This is a genomic window from Desulfolithobacter dissulfuricans, assembly GCF_025998535.1.
Lineage (GTDB): Bacteria > Desulfobacterota > Desulfobulbia > Desulfobulbales > Desulfobulbaceae > Desulfolithobacter > Desulfolithobacter dissulfuricans.
On the sequence record NZ_AP024233.1, the window covers coordinates 279,548 to 295,349 of the forward strand.

A 15,802-nucleotide genomic window follows, 5' to 3' on the forward strand; every position below is an offset into this window, starting at 1 on the left:
GGTGTTCCGGATGTGTACTTGCCTGTGGTATGCCCTGGATAAGGCAAAGGGCGTGCCTGTTTTCGGAGACACGTTTTTTGAATGGGAAAACGAAGAGTTGTACGTTGATGGGAAGGGTTGTCAGGTCAGGTGTGGACAGGTTCGGAAGCCGGTTTTGTTGCGAATGTGACAACCCTGTACAGATGCGACATTTTTGTCAGGGTGATATGCAGGTTACAGTTTGCAGTTGGCAGTGAGGAGTGATGCGTGAGGAGAAATATTCATCTGGTTGCAGAAAAACCGGTTTTGTCAGATTTGACAGAAATGAGAGCAATTGAGAATTGGCGTATTGTTATGGCATCTTCCAATTTTTTTATAAAGATCACTTCAGTCGGTCATGTTTGGTTTCAATATTTTCCTACTGCTGGAAGTAAAATGAGCTGTTTGATGCTCAAAAGTTGCCAGATTGCTGTTTTATTGACAAGAAAGTCTGTTTTTCGTACGATCTGATGCAGATGTTGTGAAATCCTGGCTGGGTACAGAATCAGTAGTGCTGTTCAGGCAGGACTGCTTGATTTCGGCCCAGGAAAATTTTGTATTGCTGAAGCGTTTCTGCCAGGATAGTGAGCATGGAATGATATAAGGCGCTTGTTATCCAGTTTGAGGTGTTTGATATAAAGCCAAAATAACCTTAACTTGGTATTTTTACGTTGTTAGTGTGATTCGATCGGTGTAGGTTATCTAGACCTGTATAATTACTTGTTAAAAAAATAAGAAAAACATCACACAGAATCTCAAAGGTGCCCACGGAAAAGAATCCTCATGATGAAGATTTATAAAATCATTGGTCGTTTGGGCGACTTGATATGAAAATAAAAGCAAAACAACTTGATTAAAGAACGGTTTTGTTGTATTATAGGTGGTGACGAACTTTACCGACATCAGCAATTCCCGGACAAGCCTGAAACGTAGGTATAGCGTGAAATCTTACGACATTTTTCGTAAACTTTTTATCCAATCCAGAGGATCGGACCCAACATGCAAATATCGACGGTGTCATCATAACCTACTGGAATAACGACGATAAAAAACAAGATCCCGGTTATTTTTTTCTTGACAAGGCCTTGAAAGGGCGGTTCGCGTTTTTCTATGTGATTTCAATTAGTTGCATAGGAGAACGCCATGGACCAAATCAAACTCTACAACGTGGAACGTATTGTCAGCCTCATCACGGATCAGACCAAAACGGTGCGAAAGCATTGCAATGCTGATAACTTTATCCGAGTATTGCGCCGATGTTTTCAGGCGATCCCTGATCACCGCCAAGTCAGCAAAACGAGCATCTCCCTCGATGATGCTCTCATGTCAGCATACGCCATGTTCTCCCTCAAGGATCCCTCGTTGCTGGCTTTTGAAAATCGACGTCTCAACGAGGCCGAAAATCTGCGTGCCGTATTCGGTATCGAAAACATCGCCTCCGACACCCAGATGCGGGAAATCCTCGATCCTCTTTCGCCGCGTGAATTCAGATCAGGTTTTACCGCGGTATTCCGCATCCTCCAGCGCGGCAAAGACCTCGAAGCCATGACCTGTCTGGATGGACACTACCTGATCAGCGGTGACGGTACCGGTTTCTACTATTCGACAAAAGTCGGCAATGATTTCTGCCTCAGAAAGAAACAGGAAAACGGTAAACATGCCTACTACCAGCAGATGTATGGAGCAGCCATTGTCCATCCTGACAAACGGGAAGTCATTCCCTTCTGTCCCGAAATGATCAGCAACCAGGACGGCACCAGCAAGCAGGACTGTGAGCGGGCTGCTGCCCAGCGTTTCTGGCGAGAGTTCCGTCGCGAACACCCTCATCTTCCAGTCATCGTCACTGAAGACGCTCTGAGCAGCAATGCACCGCATATACGGGAGCTCAAGGCCTTGAACCTGCGTTTCATTCTTGGTGTCAAACCAGGTGACCATCAGTTTCTGTTCGAGCAGTTCGATGCCTCTGTCGAGACGGGTAAAGTGACGGAATTCAACATGGATGATCCCAGGGATCCAAAGAAATATCATGTCTTCCGCTACGTCAATGGCCTGTCCCTGAACAAGTCCAACCAGGATCTGAAGGTCAACCTGCTCGAGTACTGGCAAGCTGACGACAAGGGCAATGAACTGCGGTTTGCCTGGGTGACCGACCTGGAGATCACCAGGGAGAACGCCTATGAGATCATGCGGGCGGGCCGGGCCCGGTGGCGTATCGAAAATGAGACGTTCAATACCTTGAAGAACCAAGGGTATCATCTGGGACACAACTATGGCCTGGGGGCACAACATCTTTCAATGGTATTCACCACTCTGATGGTGCTGGCGTTTCTGGTTGACCAGGCTCAGCAGCTGGGATGCTGGCTTTTCCGCAAGGCCTGGGAAGAGTCCAGAAGCAAACGTCAGCTCTGGGAGAATGTCCGTAGTCGATTCAGGGAACTTCCTGTAGACTCGATGGAAACACTCTACCGGAGCATTGCTTTTGGCATCAAGGGGTACGTCGTCGAGGTGATCGAACCTGACGATGTGATGACCTGACCCGCCGTCAATCGGTGGGCTATATCAAAGAGCACGACCTGCCGCAAACAGGAGCGGCAAGGTAAGGGTGCAACTATGCTTAATTGTCAGGATATATCCCTTTTTTGGTTAACAACTTGGCGCATGATGGCGTGATCAAAGCGAAATAGCTTTACCGTCCCCTTGGGTGAACATAAATCTGCGCCTACCATGGCTCAGAATGCCCTTCACCGGGAATAGCTGATGGAGCCTTTAACAGTTCCTTTAGCTTTCACGGCGACTCTGGCAACAGATTATGCAAAAATTGAACGTGAGGCAAAGGGCTACCATGCAACCATGAAAGAAGAAGCAGGGAGTTTCAAGGAACTACTTGATTCATACAAATTAGAAGCAGAACAAGCTCTACAAGCAGTCAAAGATCAAGCTGCAGAAGCAGGTGTGGCAACAAACGCTCAAATATTTCTAACGGACTCGGAAAATCATGGCAGTACAGCAAAAAAATGGCTTACAGCAACAATTTGGTCTTCAATTGTCACTCTTGTAGTTGCCGTAATCTTCGTTGTAATCAGCTTCAATTACCAACCTGCAAACACTGCGGCTGCAATACAATATGTCGTCAGTAAGTTGATCTTGCTCTCAACCTTATCATTCGGCATTTTCTGGTGTGCCAGAAATTACAAATCAAGCAAACACAACGAAACACTCAACAAACATAGGGCAAATGCTCTCATGACATTCAGGGCGTTTGTTGAGGGTAGTGGCGAGCAACAAATTAAAGAAGCAATTCTCCTTCAAGCTGCCCAAGCAGCGTTTGTGAACCGTCCAACTGGTTATGAAGGGCAGGAAAAAGAATCCCAGAGTATAAACCCAGTTGTGGAGATATTAGGTAAAACTGTTGCTAAATCAGCAAGTTCCGCTCAATAAAGAAATAAAATGCAGTTAACACCTAGAAGGCCCACGCTTGTCAAGACGCAAAAGTAAATAGAAGCGATTTTTTCATCACTTTCAGCCGAAGGCTGACTGATCTTTGAAAACGCCCTGTCTTGGGTTTCATATTCGGTGACAGCAATTCTGCACCAAACACCTATTGAGGATCAACCATCCCGCCAGCAGGAAAGGAGTTGGTTTTCACTCGAAGCGGATAATCTGTCCGGTCGAGAATGGGCCCAACAACTGCTCGTCGGAGACCGGACAGATTATCCGCGAACTTGCAAGCAGTTCCTGCCGGGGACAGCTGCTGCAAGCAGGGCTTGCAGCGTCCTGGAAACGATCACGTACCCTCATGCCGTCCCAGTCAAAGAAGCGTGGTCATGCAAAAACTCAGCATGCCGGAGTTAGTGTCGGGTTCGGGGGAGGAGCAGAACCATATCAAAGAATCAGTATGTAAACGGAGCAGGACGGACGGCCAATCAAAGCAACTGGCTGCCGAGATGCGGCATAGCACCGATCAGTGTGGTTTCACCACATGATGCGTCTTCATCAATATCCGGTGCAGATACATGCTCGCTGAAAAACAACAACGGTGGCTCCAGTTAGACATCCGGTTCATCCGTCCCCTCCAGCTCATGCGGCAAGAAATCTGTTCATATCAAACCCCTGTCTGTTTTTGAGCATGAAGTACACGGCCCGCCCCAGCTTGTGGGCCAGGATGGACAGGCCCTTGCCCTTGCCGTGCTTACTGGTGATCTTCTGGAGATAGCGCTGCCCCCGCTCGTTACCCTTGAGAAAAAGCTGCGCGGCCTCTGAAAAAGCCCAGCGCAGATGGGCATTGCCGATCTTCCTGCCGGCTGTGCCATACTTTTTGCCATTGGACTCCTTGGCGCACTTGACCAGGCGGCAGTAGGAGGCAAAATCCTGCACCCTTGGAAAACGGTCGATATCCTCGATCTCATAGAGCAGGTTCAGAGCAATGATGCGACCCACGCCAGGGATGGTCTTGAGCAGGGCATAGGCCGTGGAGTCATGCTCTTTGGCACTTTTGATGATTTCCTGCTCGAGTACAGCAAGAACCTGATCATAGGTATCGATCATGTCCAGATTGGCTGCCACCGACATCTGGACTGCCGGATCATCGAAGCGCTCAAGCAGGTTCTCCCGGTTCTTTGCCTTGGCGATCCGTCCCAGGGGGAGCTGAAGGTTGTACTGACTGGCCGTGTTCTGTATGTGGGCCAGCAGTTCAGCCCGCTTGCGCATTAGATGATTACGCCTCCGCATCAGGTCACGGGTTGCCCGCATCTTCCTGGGATAGACATAGGCCATGGGGATCAGTCCTCCTTTCAGCAGGGCAGCTATCTTGTGGGAGTCGATCTTGTCGTTCTTGCTCTTGCCGCCGTGGATGGCCCGCATGTAGAGGGCATGACCCAGGACAAAGGGAATCCCCTCGTCCGCGCAGAGATCGGCGAGCCAGTACCAGGAAAACATGCACTCCGCACAGACGACGATGTCCTCCCGGAAAGGCTCTAGCACTCTGAGGAAGGTCTCCGGATTGGTTCTGATATTCCGGTGCAGGACAATCTCTCCTTCCCGGTTGAGGATGCAGAGATACATTTTGTTGGTGTGGAGGTCTATTCCGCAATAAAAATCATGCTGTTTGGTGTAAAATCTCATGAGAAGGCCTCCTTGCGTTGAGGTTGTTTGTGTTCTACTTCCATTATAGCAGCAACGGGCTGCCGGGAGCGAGGGGGCCTTCTCTATTATCAAATCGCTCCAGCTGACCGCCAATCCTCTGCGCTCCTTTGCGGCAGCTGAGCTCAGCCGTTATGCGTCAGAAAAAAATGAATCAGAATGACTTCTCAGCTCTGGACCCATTAGGCAAAGCACTGCTTGCTTATTGGAAAGGAGATAAATTAGCTCAAATAACACAAGAATATCGATCAGGAGAAACAAAAACGATTCCTGCTTCTATATTCTTTCGTAATATTAATGAGTTTTGTCCAACAGAACATGTTTTAGAGTACTGCCAAGGTCGTATTCTGGTAGTTGGAGCTGGTACTGGCGTTCACGCCTTAGAACTTGAGAAAAATGGTCATAATGTTACAGCGCTAGAGGTCAACCACCTGGCAGCTCAAATAATGAAAGAACGAGGAGTTAAAGACATTAGACGCTGTGATTTTTTTGAATTCACAGGTGAGTTATACGATACGATCATTATGCTCGGGCACAACATCGGAGTCTGTGAAACAGTAGGTCGATTAAATATTTTGCTTCAAAAATGCAGGTCTCTTTTAGTTCCCGGCGGGCAACTTTTGGCAAATTCTGTCAACGAATCGGTATCACGAAATATCATAAACAATCACGGATACCCAGGAGAACAAGAATTCCGTCTATCTTACGCAGGTAATTCAGGCCGGTGGATGCGTTGGTTGCATGTTGATTTTGAAACACTATCCAGAAAAGCAATTGAGTGTGAGTGGTCTATCGAGAAGCTCGTTGAAACTCAAGATGGGGAGTTTCTCGCAAGATTAATCGCAGCATAAAGGACCTGAAAAAGACGGCTCCTCGACGTTTTTATTCAAGTAGAAGGATTAACTCCTCGTCGCTGAGGGTTTTGCTGCCAGCGCTGCTGCGTAGCCGGTGGAGTAACTTTTCTATTTCATTGTCGTCCACCGGGTAACCCAGGGCCTGGAGGTGATTGAGCAGAGCACGGCGGCCGACCTTGTGGCCGAAGCGCAGGTTCCGCCGGGCGCCGACCATGTTCGGGTCATAGGGTTCGTACGTGGCTGGATTGCTGGTCAGGCCGTGCAGGTGGAGGCCGGTTTCACAGGTGAAGATGTCCTCGCCGACAACGGGATGGCCCGGAGTGATGGTGGTGCCGGCGACATTGCTGACCAGCAGGCAGAGGGGGCGCAGTTCGGCGGTGTGGTATCGTTTGAGCCCCTTTTTCAGGCAGAGAAAGCCAACGGTTTCTTCCAGCCGGCAGTTGCCTGCCCGTTCACCCAGGCCCAGCACCGTGGCGTCGATCCAGGCCGCGCCGGCTTCCTGGGCGGCTATGCTGTTGGCCGTGGCCATGCCGAAATCGTTGTGGGTATGGACGCCCAGGGCCAGGGTGGTTCTTTTCCCGATCCTCCGGACCAGGTCGGCGATCTCGGCCGGAGAACAGATACCCACGGTATCGGCCAGCCGGATCCTGGAGGCCCCGCTTTGTTCCGCGGTTTGTACCAGCTGATACAGAAACGGTCTGTCGGCACGGGTGGCGTCCTCCAGGCCGACAGAAACCAGCGGGATGCCGGCCTCGAGGGCCCTGGTGATGGATTCTTCCAGGGTGCGGAGAATCCAGGCCCGGTCCTTTTGCAGCCGCTCTTCTATATGGAGGTCCGAGGCGGGAATGGAGAGGGAGAGGACGTCCGGGGCGCAGGCCACGGCGAAGTCAATATCCTCCCGGCGGCAGCGGCACCAGAGGGCCAGGCGGCTCTGTTGGCCGATGCGCTCCCTGACCTGGCCGATGAACTCCGGAAGATGGGGGTTCCTGGCCGAGGCGATGCCAAGCTCGATCTCGTCGATGCCGACCCTTGCCAGCCGGGCGACGATCTCCAGCCGCTGGTCCGGGGAAAAGTGGACCCCGGGCGTCTGTTCGCCCTCGCGCAGGGTCGAGTCGACGATGCCCTGGAACGTCTTCAATGTGTGGGGTGGGCTGGTCATCCTGCAGGTTGTCCTCAACATTCCTCAATCTGTTTTCTGAAGCGGCGGATCTGCTGTTCGCGGATGGTGGCCATGTCCAGGTGGTAGATATCGTGGGGAAAGAGGAATTCCGCCACCCCGGAGTCAATAATGCGTTTGACCTCGTATTCATCATGGGCCACGTCGCGCTGGTAACGGTAGTTGAGGTAAGAACGGTTGGTGTGGATGATGAACTCCACCCGCATACCGCCCAGCCGGGCGAAGAACTTCAGCATCGGCGTCTTGGTTGAACTGCCGGTGGCCGTGCCGCCATAGTTCCCACCGGTCAGGGTGTCCGAGATGTCTTCCAGGGTCATGAAGGAGTTGGCCCGCACCGCGCTGCGCGTCAGGTGGCGGAGGAACAGCTTCACGTCGCCGATGGAGTTGAGTACCGCCATGAGGCCCAGTTCATCATCCACGGCCGCGGCCGGGTTTTTTTCGTTTTTGCGCAACAGCTTGAGCACCTTGGCCGCCGGTGGCTTTTTGCGGATGGTAACGTAGATCGGAACTTCCCGGTTTCCGTCGCGAAAGCGGCGCCGCTTGATCAGGGTCAGCTTCTCGCCGGGCTCGAGAGAAAGCCCGGCCGCCTCCTCCTCGGAGATGACCCGCACATCGGTGCAGGAGAAGTCTTCCGGGGCGTGGCGGCTGTGGAGGTAGCTGATCTTAAGGTCACCGATCTTCAGGCTCGGGCTCCAGACATAGTCGTTTAGGAAATCGAGGAACCGGGCGAACTGTTCCTCGGTCTCGGTTTCCCGTTCCCGCTGGTCGATGGAGCCGGCCAGGCCCATGAGCATCAGCTTGCGCTTGGCCTCGAAGCGGGCTTTGCGATGGAACCGGTCATCAAAGATGATCAGGAGCAGTTCCACCGGATCGTGGATGGTCTCGATCTCGTTGGTCATCTCGATGTGCGAGCTGTAAGGTGCCAGGACCTTGGCCCGCAGGGAATTGATGACGTCGTCGGCCGTGCGGGCGTAGTCGCGCAGGTAGCGGTTGATTTCACCGGAACTGCCGTCGATGCCGAACATGTTGCCCAGCAGTTTCTGGGCCCGGGCCCCGTTGCGGACACGCAGGCTGCGGTTGTGGATCAGGGTAAGAATTTCGTCAAAGGAGTTGATCCCCAGGAAGTCGAAAATCTGGTTGCGTACCGCCCAGTACTTTGTCTTGAGCAGCTGATCGCGGCACAGTTCCCGGACCCAGGCCTTGGTTTCCCTGGAAAAGGGATGGTGCAGGGGTGGCTCCGCCGTGATGGCGAAGGGCCCGTCCTGGAGCATGGCGGTGAATATGGATTTGCGGTTCAGTATACTCATGGTAACACAGGTCAGGTTGTCTGGTACCAGCGGGTGACCAGCCCGGAAAAATTCTGCAAGATCCGGAAAAAATCGTCCGCCAGGGTGCGCTGGCAGCGCATGGCTTCGTCAAGCAGGGATTCTATCCTGTTTGCCCGGGAAGGTAAAGGGAGACGCATCTGGTCCCGGTGCTGCAGCCGGTGTTCGATATCACAGGGATGGGCGGCATGATTGTCAAACTGCAGGCCGATGATATGGGGCCGGCCCTTGACGCAGAACGCCTCTACCACGCACTGGCTCGAGGTGGCCAGCAGAAGCATGTTGGGTGATACCGGTGACTGTACCGACTGGCTGTGGAACTTGAAAAGAGCAAGCGGGGTATCAATGGTCGCGAACAGCGGATGGTTACGCCCGTCGTGGGTCAGGTGCCCTTCCACAAAACCGATGCCGGGCAGAAAGTTGGGGCCGATGGTCGCTCCTACCGCCTGGGCCATGAGCTGGTGGCCAAGGCCAAAGCCAAGACAGGGTCTGTCCAGTGACAGCCAGGCCATAAGATACCGTCGTTCCAGGCCGAGAAAGGGGTAGTCTTGCTCCCAGGTTCCGTTATCCGGACCGCTGAGCAGAATGAGGGCGTCAAAGTCGGCCGGGTCCGGCGGGGCCTGCTCCCACATTCTGACGACCTGCAGTTCGATGCCGAGCTGTCTGGCACCCTGCAGGAGCAGAAGTCCCGGGGGCTCCCAGGGAACATGCTGCAGAACGAGGAAACAAAGGGCCATGATCTTTCTCCATCAGAAAAATGGCTGCTTCTGTGTGGAGGAGCAACAAAGGGGGAGTACAGAAGCAGCCACGGGGGAGGGGGAACCGGCCCTGCGGACAGGGCCGGTATCGTCTGGTGTGGCCGGGGATCAGTTGATGGTCTGGAAGTCGTTGTATGCGTGGGCGCCGTGTTCGACGATGTCCACACCAAGCAGTTCGTCTTCTTCGGAAATCCGCAGGCCAATGGTCTTGTCAATGGTCTTGAAGAGGATGAAAGCGGTGCCAAAGGCCCAGACAAAGGCGGCGACGATGCCGATCAGCTGGGTGGTGATGATGGCAGTGGTTACACCCTCCATGTTGAAGAGTCCGGCGGCCAGGGTGCCCCAGGCGCCGCAGACTCCGTGGACAGATACTGCGCCGACCGGATCGTCGATGTGGAGCCGGTCCAGGGTCACGACCGAGAGGACCACGATGACGCCGGCGATCAGGCCGATGATGATGGAGCTGGTCGGGCTGACGTTGGCACATCCGGCGGTAATACCTACCAGGCCGGCCAGGGCGCCGTTTAAGCTCATGCCCACGTCAGGTTTCTTGAACATGATCCAGGAGATCATCATGGCGGCGACAACACCGGCGGCTGCGGCCAGGTTGGTATTGACAAAGATCATGGCGATGGAGGTGTCGCCGGTTGTGGTGGAGCCGGGGTTGAAGCCGAACCAGCCAAGCCAGAGGATGAAGACACCGATGGCGGCCAGGGGGATGTTGTGACCCGGGATGGCGCGAATCTCACCCTTGGGACCATATTTGCCTTTCCGCGGACCAAGGACGATGGCACCGGCCAGGGCGCACCAGCCACCAATGGAATGGACCACGGTGGAACCGGCAAAGTCGATGAAACCCTTGCCCTCCAGCCAGCCGTTTCCGTTCAGCAGCGAACCCCAGGCCCAGGAGCCGAAGATCGGGTAGATAAAGGCACAGACTACGAAGGAGTAGATCAGGTAGCCGGTGAATTTGGTCCGTTCGGCAACCGCACCGGAGACAATGGTGGCTGCCGTGGCGGCAAATACACACTGGAACATCCAGAAGGCCAGAACCCAGGGATCTCCGTCCGGTCCGGTCCAGCCGGAGAGGAAGAAGTCAGTGGTGCCGAACCAGCCGGTCTTGGTGGCGCCGAACATGAGGCCAAAGCCCACGGCCCAGAACGCAAGGGATCCCATGGAGAAGTCGAGCAGATTCTTCATCATGATATTCACTGCGCTCTTGGCTCGGGTGAAACCCGATTCTACCATGGCAAAGCCGGCCTGCATGAAAAAGACCAGGGCGGCGGCGATAAGAGTCCAGACAAAGTTGAGGTTGGTCTGCACCGCTTCGACCGCGGCCGCATTGGTTTCAACGGTGACCTGGACTGTTTCCTCGGCCCCGAACGCCGGGGCGGTGACGGCAAAAAGTGCCAGTAGCAGCAGAAGTGGAATCATTTTGTTTTTCATTGGTATGTCTCCCTGAAATGGATTTTCTCATCCGGCCAGGCCGGTGTTTTTTTCTACAGTGCATCCTCGTTGGTCTCGCCGGTGCGGATGCGTACAACCTTTTCCACCGGCAGGACAAAAATCTTGCCATCACCGATCTTACCGGTCCGGACAGCATTGGTGATGGTGTCCACAACTTTGTCCACCAGGTCCGAGGTTACCGTAACTTCCACCTTGACCTTGGGAATGAAGTCCACCACGTACTCGGCCCCACGATAGATCTCCGTGTGACCCTTCTGTCGACCAAAGCCTTTGACTTCAACCACGGTCATGCCCTGAACACCAAGCTCGTGCAGCGCCTCCTTCAGGTCATCGAGCTTGAACGGCTTGATGATTGCCTCAATCTTCTTCATGGTGTTTCTCCTTTTTCTGTATTTGTAGAAGGTGTATAACCAGAACCTGCTCTCTGGCCTTCTTGTATCAAGGAACGTGCCATGCGATGATTTCCTGGAAAAACTCAATATAACTACTTGAATTTGTATGGATAAAAAATGTGGCCCGAAGGGGTGCCCGGGTTTTGAGCACAGGGGTATATTTTACATTTTTGTGCTGCAATTAAATTGATAGGCACAAATTTGTAAAATATACCGGCTGAAAGAGAGGGGGGCGGGAATAAGTGGTTCTTTAATCCACGGTGTGGCTCCAGGTTTACCATTGACAGCTCTTTGTTTCCGCTGGTATCTTCGACCTGAATTACGATATACTGGCCTCCTTCCCGCGTTCAGGGGCCGGTGGAAAGGGAGAAGGCCAGCATGTGCCCCTTTCGGTGAAGTGCACGTTGCCACCGGTCCGGCTGCTGCATCCATGCCTGTCCCTGTCCTTGATATCACAGCCTTTTACAGCCTTCAGGAACCCTTGGAGTATGTCTTTTCAAGGGTGTTTTACAACCTGTAACCAACAGCTTCCCAGCTGCAATCCGTCTGGAGAATGAATGATGAGTATTCGTGAAGATGCCCTGACCGGTAAGAAAACCGACCTTTTTGTTACCTGTGCTGCCAACGAGAATATGGATGTGGAAACCCTGATGGCAGGGGTTGCCGAAGGAACCATTGCCATTCCGAAAAACCGGCATCACAATTTTGAAAAGATCATGGCCATTGGCAAGGGTACGTCCACCAAGGTCAATGCCAACATCGGGTCTTCCAGGGATATCGCCAGCCTGGATGCAGAGCTTGAGAAGCTGCGGGTTTCGGTCAAGGCCGGAACTGATACGGTCATGGATCTCTCCATGGGCGGGGATCTCGATGCCGTCCGGCGCGGTATTCTGGAGAACTGCCCGGTGCCGCTGGGAACGGTGCCTATCTACCAGGCCGTGGCCGAGACCGTGGAGCAGCAGAACAAGGAGATCGTCGAGGTCACGGTCGACCACATGTTCAAGACCATTGAGAAGCAGGCCATGGACGGGGTCGATTTCATGACCATTCACTGCGGCATCACCCGTAACCTCCAGCAGCGTCTGCTGCAGGAAAAACGGATCATGGGCGTGGTGAGCCGGGGTGGTTCGTTCCTGCTGGAGTGGATGAGCCACCACAAGAAGGAAAACCCCTTTTATGAGCATTTCGATGATCTGCTGGCCATCTTGAAGGAACACGAGGTGACGCTCAGCCTGGGTGACGGTATCCGTCCCGGCTGTCTGGCCGATGCCACCGACCGCAACCAGATCCAGGAGCTCATTCATCTGGGCGAGCTGACCCAGCGGGCCTGGGAGGCCGGAGTTCAGGTGATCATCGAGGGTCCGGGTCACATGCCGCTGGATCAGGTGTCGGCCAATGTCCTGCTGCAGAAGAAGATCTGTCACGGGGCGCCGTTCTATGTTCTCGGACCGCTGGTCACCGATATCGCTCCGGGGTATGATCATATTACCGGCGCTATCGGCGGGGCCATTGCCGCGGCCGCCGGGGCCGACTATCTCTGTTACGTCACCCCGGCCGAGCATCTGAAGCTGCCCGATATCCAGGATGTGCACGAAGGGGTGATCGCCTCCAAGATCGCGGCCCATGCGGCGGATATCGTCAAGGGGGTTCCCGGGGCCATGGAACTGGACAACGAAATGGCCCGGCGCCGGAATGCCCTGGACTGGAAGGGGCAGATCGAGCTGTCGGTGGATCCGGAGAAGGCGGCGCGGTTCAGGGAAGAGGGCTTGAGCGACAAGGGGCCCACCTGCTCCATGTGTGGTTCCTACTGCGCCATCCAGGTCTTCAACCGGTCCCAGCACAACCTGGAAAAGGAGCAGAAAAATGGTGGATGCGGGAGCAATTGCGGATCGGGTAAGTGACCTGGCCGCAGGATTTTTTTCCTGGATAGCCGATCTGGTCCAGGCCACCGGTATTCCGGAGCAGATACAGGACGTGGATGCCAGGGCGTTGTTCACCAATCCATGGTTCCTGGTGCCGTTCGTCCTGATCATGGGCTATGAGCTGTACAGGCAGGCCTTCCGGGATATCATCATTATCGCCCTGATCATCGGGGTCTGGTGGGTGTCGGGCACCGACTACATGCAGACCCTGGTGGTGGGTGATGAGCTGCAGATCACCAAGGTGCTCCCTGTTCTGTTCGGCGGGGCCACCATTCTCGGGGTGATCATCTATCTTCTCTTCGGCCGATCCTGATGTTGCCCTTCCATGGTGCAGGCCCGCTGTCCCGGGGAGCGGCTTCATCTTTCCCGGGCTCATAATTCTGCCGGACTCCTGTATGGATTTTCGAAACGCTATCTTTGTGGTCACCGAGGAGCAGGGATGTCCCATCTACAACGTGGGCGAGGAGCTCAAGGTGGAGGACAACGGCCTGAGGGTACCCGAGGCCAAGCCGGTGTGCCTGATCCTGGTCCAGGAGATCATAAAAGCCACGGCGGAGAAACGGGCGTTCGAACATTTCAGTCCCGGCCAGGGGGTTCAGCGGTCCAAGTTCGACTGCGGTGGTTGTTCGGGACTGATCCGGTTCGAGTATAAGAAGGAAAAGGAGTTCGCCACCCTGCAGATGAAGCTGCTGGCCGCGGCCGAGCAGCGCCAGCGCATGCGTCATCTGGAGGAATTTTTCGATCTGCTTCGCTGCCTGGATATCTTCGAGCCCCTGAACGACGATGATCTCACCGATCTGGCCGCCCTGCTCAAGCTGCGGGAATTTCCGCCCGGCAAGGTCATTCTCCAGGAAGGCGAGCCGGGAACCCATCTCTATATCGTTCTCTCGGGCAAGGTGGTGGTCGTGGGTAAGGACAACCTGGTACTTTCCGAACTGGGCGCCGGCGAGATCTTTGGCGAGATGTCCCTGCTCTCCGGTGAACCGGTCACCACCTCGGTCCACTCCAGGGAGCACACCAAGCTGGCCACTCTGTCCAGTAAGGATTTCAAACACGTTCTCAATAAATTTCCTGTCCTGCAGGTCTTTTTTTACAGGATGCTGGTGGATCGGGCCCAGGCCAACACCATGCGAGCCGGTAAAATCGTCTCGGGCATGACCGGCGATCTGGCCGAGATCGCGGCTGTGGATCTCTTTCAGCTGATCAACTCAAGTCAGAAGACAGGCAGGGTGGAGATGCTGCTGGAAGACGGCGAGGCGGTGGTGCTCTTCAACGAGGGCGAACTGGTCCACGCCCGCTACCGGAACCAGACCGGTAAGGAGGCGCTTTTTGCCCTCCTGGGCAAGAACCGGGGCCGGTTCAGCTACACCTCTGGTCTTGCCGAGGAGCAGAAGCAGCTGCCGGTGCTGGGCGGCTTCATGGGGTTGATCATGGAAGGCATGCGGCGTATCGACGAGCAGCGGGAACGGAACGGGCAGCAGGCAGGCCGATAGGAGGTGGGCGGGTAAAAAAGAACCGTGCGCCCGGTGCGGATCAGGCGACGGTTTTTTTGAAGACCAGGCAGGCGTTGGTGCCGCCGAAACCGTAGCTGTTGGACATCACAATCTCCAGCGATGTTTCCCGCAGCTGGGTGACGATGTGCATGTTTTCGGCTTCCGGGTCCATGTTCTCGATATTGGCTGAGGCGGCGATGAAGCCGTGTTCGAGCATGAGCAGGCAGTATATGGCCTCGTGTACCCCGGCCGCGCCGAGCGAATGGCCGGACAGTGACTTGGTCGAGCTGATGGGCGGGCTGTTGTCGCCAAATACCTCCCGGATGGCCCGCAGTTCCACCAGGTCACCGATGGGGGTTGAGGTGCCGTGGGCATTGATATAGTCGATGGGCCCGGGCACAGTCTTCAGGGCCTGGCGGATGCAGCGCACCGCTCCTTCCCCGGAAGGCGCCACCATCTCGTACCCGTCGGCCGTGGCCCCGTAGCCGACGATTTCGCCGTAGATTTTTGCCCCCCGTTTTCTGGCATGTTCCAACTCTTCCAGTACCACCAGTCCGGCCCCGTTGGCGACCACGAAACCGTCCCGGTCGACATCGTAGGGCCGTGAAGCCTTTTCCGGGCAGTCGTTGAATCGGCTGGACAGGGCCCCCATGGCATCGAACATGCACGTCTGGGTCCAGTGTTCCTCATCGGCCCCGCCGGCAAACATGATGTCCTGGCGGCCGAGCATGATCTGCTCCATGGCCGCGCCGATGCAGTGGGCCCCGGTGGCGCAGGCCGAGGAGATGGAATAACACAGTCCCTTGATCTTGAACGGGGCCGTGAGTCCGGCCGAAACCGTGGAGCTCATGGTCCTGGGGACCATGAAGGGGCTGAGTCTCCGGATGCCCCGCTGGCGGATGGTGTCGGCGGTGGCAACCACGTTTTCCGCCGAGGTGCCGCCGGAACCGATGATGAGCCCGGTGGCGGGGTTGCTCACCAGTTCCGGTGGGAGTCCGGCGTCCTCGATGGCCTGCTGCATGGCGATATAGGCATAGGCTGCGGCATCGCCCATGAAGCGCAGGGTTTTCTTGTCGATATGTTCCTTGATATTGATCCGGGTAAAGGCGCCGATCCTTGAGCGCAGGCCCAGTTCCTCGTAGGCCGGCTGAAAGGTGACCCCTGACTTTCCCTGTCGAAGCGAGTCCAGTACCTGGGCCACTGTGTCGCCAAGGGGAGAGACGATCCCCATTCCAGTGATAACTACGCGGCGCATGA

The 15,802-nt window shown here is 55.0% G+C and carries 14 protein-coding genes; 7 read left to right on the forward strand and 7 right to left on the reverse strand.

All coding sequences use genetic code 11. The annotated features are described in order from the left end of the window. The first annotated feature begins 246 nt into the window (after positions 1 to 246). The 3 genes from GF1_RS01225 (at position 247) to GF1_RS01235 (ending at position 3,456) form a co-directional block, all read left to right on the forward strand. Positions 247 to 489, forward strand: a complete 243-nt coding sequence (locus tag GF1_RS01225; protein WP_267927806.1) for a hypothetical protein — start codon at positions 247 to 249, stop codon at positions 487 to 489. A gap of 672 nt (positions 490 to 1,161) precedes the next feature. After that, entirely contained in the window at positions 1,162 to 2,553 is a 1,392-nt protein-coding gene (locus GF1_RS01230) for a transposase (RefSeq protein ID WP_267926018.1), read from the forward strand. Between the two features lie 222 nt (positions 2,554 to 2,775). Next, complete coding sequence (locus GF1_RS01235) at positions 2,776 to 3,456, forward strand: hypothetical protein (RefSeq protein WP_267927807.1); 681 nt, start codon at positions 2,776 to 2,778, stop codon at positions 3,454 to 3,456. Positions 3,457 to 4,095: 639 nt separating this feature from the next. Here GF1_RS01235 and GF1_RS01240 read toward each other — a convergent pair. Continuing rightward, positions 4,096 to 5,139, reverse strand: coding sequence for an IS110 family RNA-guided transposase (locus GF1_RS01240; RefSeq protein WP_267927808.1), 1,044 nt, complete (start codon positions 5,137 to 5,139; stop codon positions 4,096 to 4,098). A gap of 152 nt (positions 5,140 to 5,291) precedes the next feature. Here GF1_RS01240 and GF1_RS01245 point away from each other — a divergent pair, with 152 nt between their 5' ends. Continuing rightward, a complete protein-coding gene (locus GF1_RS01245; protein ID WP_267927809.1) occupies positions 5,292 to 6,008 on the forward strand; it encodes a class I SAM-dependent methyltransferase in 717 nt (238 codons plus the stop codon). Positions 6,009 to 6,039: 31 nt separating this feature from the next. Here GF1_RS01245 and GF1_RS01250 read toward each other — a convergent pair whose 3' ends face one another. The 5 genes from GF1_RS01250 to GF1_RS01270 all read right to left on the reverse strand — a co-directional run bounded on the left by GF1_RS01250 (position 6,040) and on the right by GF1_RS01270 (position 11,109). Beyond that, complete coding sequence (locus tag GF1_RS01250; protein WP_267927810.1) at positions 6,040 to 7,170, reverse strand: LeuA family protein; 1,131 nt, start codon at positions 7,168 to 7,170, stop codon at positions 6,040 to 6,042. Between the two features lie 14 nt (positions 7,171 to 7,184). Continuing rightward, positions 7,185 to 8,495, reverse strand: a complete 1,311-nt coding sequence (locus GF1_RS01255) for a hypothetical protein (protein WP_267927811.1) — start codon at positions 8,493 to 8,495, stop codon at positions 7,185 to 7,187. Between the two features lie 11 nt (positions 8,496 to 8,506). Further along, positions 8,507 to 9,250, reverse strand: a complete 744-nt coding sequence (locus GF1_RS01260; RefSeq protein WP_267927812.1) for a type 1 glutamine amidotransferase — start codon at positions 9,248 to 9,250, stop codon at positions 8,507 to 8,509. Positions 9,251 to 9,379: 129 nt separating this feature from the next. Beyond that, positions 9,380 to 10,717 (reverse strand): ammonium transporter, encoded by a 1,338-nt coding sequence (locus GF1_RS01265; RefSeq protein ID WP_267927813.1) that lies wholly within the window; start codon positions 10,715 to 10,717, stop codon positions 9,380 to 9,382. 53 nt (positions 10,718 to 10,770) lie between these two features. Continuing rightward, complete coding sequence (locus tag GF1_RS01270) at positions 10,771 to 11,109, reverse strand: P-II family nitrogen regulator (protein ID WP_267927814.1); 339 nt, start codon at positions 11,107 to 11,109, stop codon at positions 10,771 to 10,773. A gap of 581 nt (positions 11,110 to 11,690) precedes the next feature. Between GF1_RS01270 and thiC the strand changes: the two genes are divergently transcribed. The 3 genes from thiC to GF1_RS01285 all read left to right on the forward strand — a co-directional run bounded on the left by thiC (position 11,691) and on the right by GF1_RS01285 (position 14,545). Continuing rightward, on the forward strand, positions 11,691 to 13,031 hold the full coding sequence (gene thiC, locus GF1_RS01275) for a phosphomethylpyrimidine synthase ThiC (RefSeq protein WP_353740437.1): 1,341 nt from the start codon (positions 11,691 to 11,693) through the stop codon (positions 13,029 to 13,031). Next, positions 12,994 to 13,365, forward strand: a complete 372-nt coding sequence (locus GF1_RS01280) for a hypothetical protein (RefSeq protein WP_267927816.1) — start codon at positions 12,994 to 12,996, stop codon at positions 13,363 to 13,365. The genes thiC and GF1_RS01280 overlap by 38 nt, the downstream gene beginning before the upstream one ends. A gap of 82 nt (positions 13,366 to 13,447) precedes the next feature. Then, a complete protein-coding gene (locus GF1_RS01285; RefSeq protein WP_267927817.1) occupies positions 13,448 to 14,545 on the forward strand; it encodes a cyclic nucleotide-binding domain-containing protein in 1,098 nt (365 codons plus the stop codon). Between the two features lie 40 nt (positions 14,546 to 14,585). Here the strand turns inward: GF1_RS01285 and fabB are convergent, their stop codons facing one another. After that, entirely contained in the window at positions 14,586 to 15,800 is a 1,215-nt protein-coding gene (gene fabB / locus GF1_RS01290; RefSeq protein WP_267927818.1) for a beta-ketoacyl-ACP synthase I, read from the reverse strand. Positions 15,801 to 15,802: the final 2 nt, after the last annotated feature.

Bases quoted from the DNA above. Each gene is read 5' to 3' on its own strand.
- GF1_RS01230 (WP_267926018.1), top strand. From the start codon at position 1,162: ATGGACCAAATCAAACTCTACAACGTGGAACGTATTGTCAGCCTCATC.
- GF1_RS01235 (WP_267927807.1), top strand. From the start codon at position 2,776: ATGGAGCCTTTAACAGTTCCTTTAGCTTTCACGGCGACTCTGGCAACA.
- GF1_RS01240 (WP_267927808.1), bottom strand. From the start codon at position 5,139: ATGAGATTTTACACCAAACAGCATGATTTTTATTGCGGAATAGACCTC.
- GF1_RS01245 (WP_267927809.1), top strand. From the start codon at position 5,292: ATGCGTCAGAAAAAAATGAATCAGAATGACTTCTCAGCTCTGGACCCA.
- GF1_RS01250 (WP_267927810.1), bottom strand. From the start codon at position 7,170: ATGACCAGCCCACCCCACACATTGAAGACGTTCCAGGGCATCGTCGAC.
- GF1_RS01255 (WP_267927811.1), bottom strand. From the start codon at position 8,495: ATGAGTATACTGAACCGCAAATCCATATTCACCGCCATGCTCCAGGAC.
- GF1_RS01260 (WP_267927812.1), bottom strand. From the start codon at position 9,250: ATGGCCCTTTGTTTCCTCGTTCTGCAGCATGTTCCCTGGGAGCCCCCG.
- GF1_RS01265 (WP_267927813.1), bottom strand. From the start codon at position 10,717: ATGAAAAACAAAATGATTCCACTTCTGCTGCTACTGGCACTTTTTGCC.
- GF1_RS01270 (WP_267927814.1), bottom strand. From the start codon at position 11,109: ATGAAGAAGATTGAGGCAATCATCAAGCCGTTCAAGCTCGATGACCTG.
- thiC (WP_353740437.1), top strand. From the start codon at position 11,691: ATGAGTATTCGTGAAGATGCCCTGACCGGTAAGAAAACCGACCTTTTT.
- GF1_RS01280 (WP_267927816.1), top strand. From the start codon at position 12,994: ATGGTGGATGCGGGAGCAATTGCGGATCGGGTAAGTGACCTGGCCGCA.
- GF1_RS01285 (WP_267927817.1), top strand. From the start codon at position 13,448: ATGGATTTTCGAAACGCTATCTTTGTGGTCACCGAGGAGCAGGGATGT.
- fabB (WP_267927818.1), bottom strand. From the start codon at position 15,800: ATGCGCCGCGTAGTTATCACTGGAATGGGGATCGTCTCTCCCCTTGGC.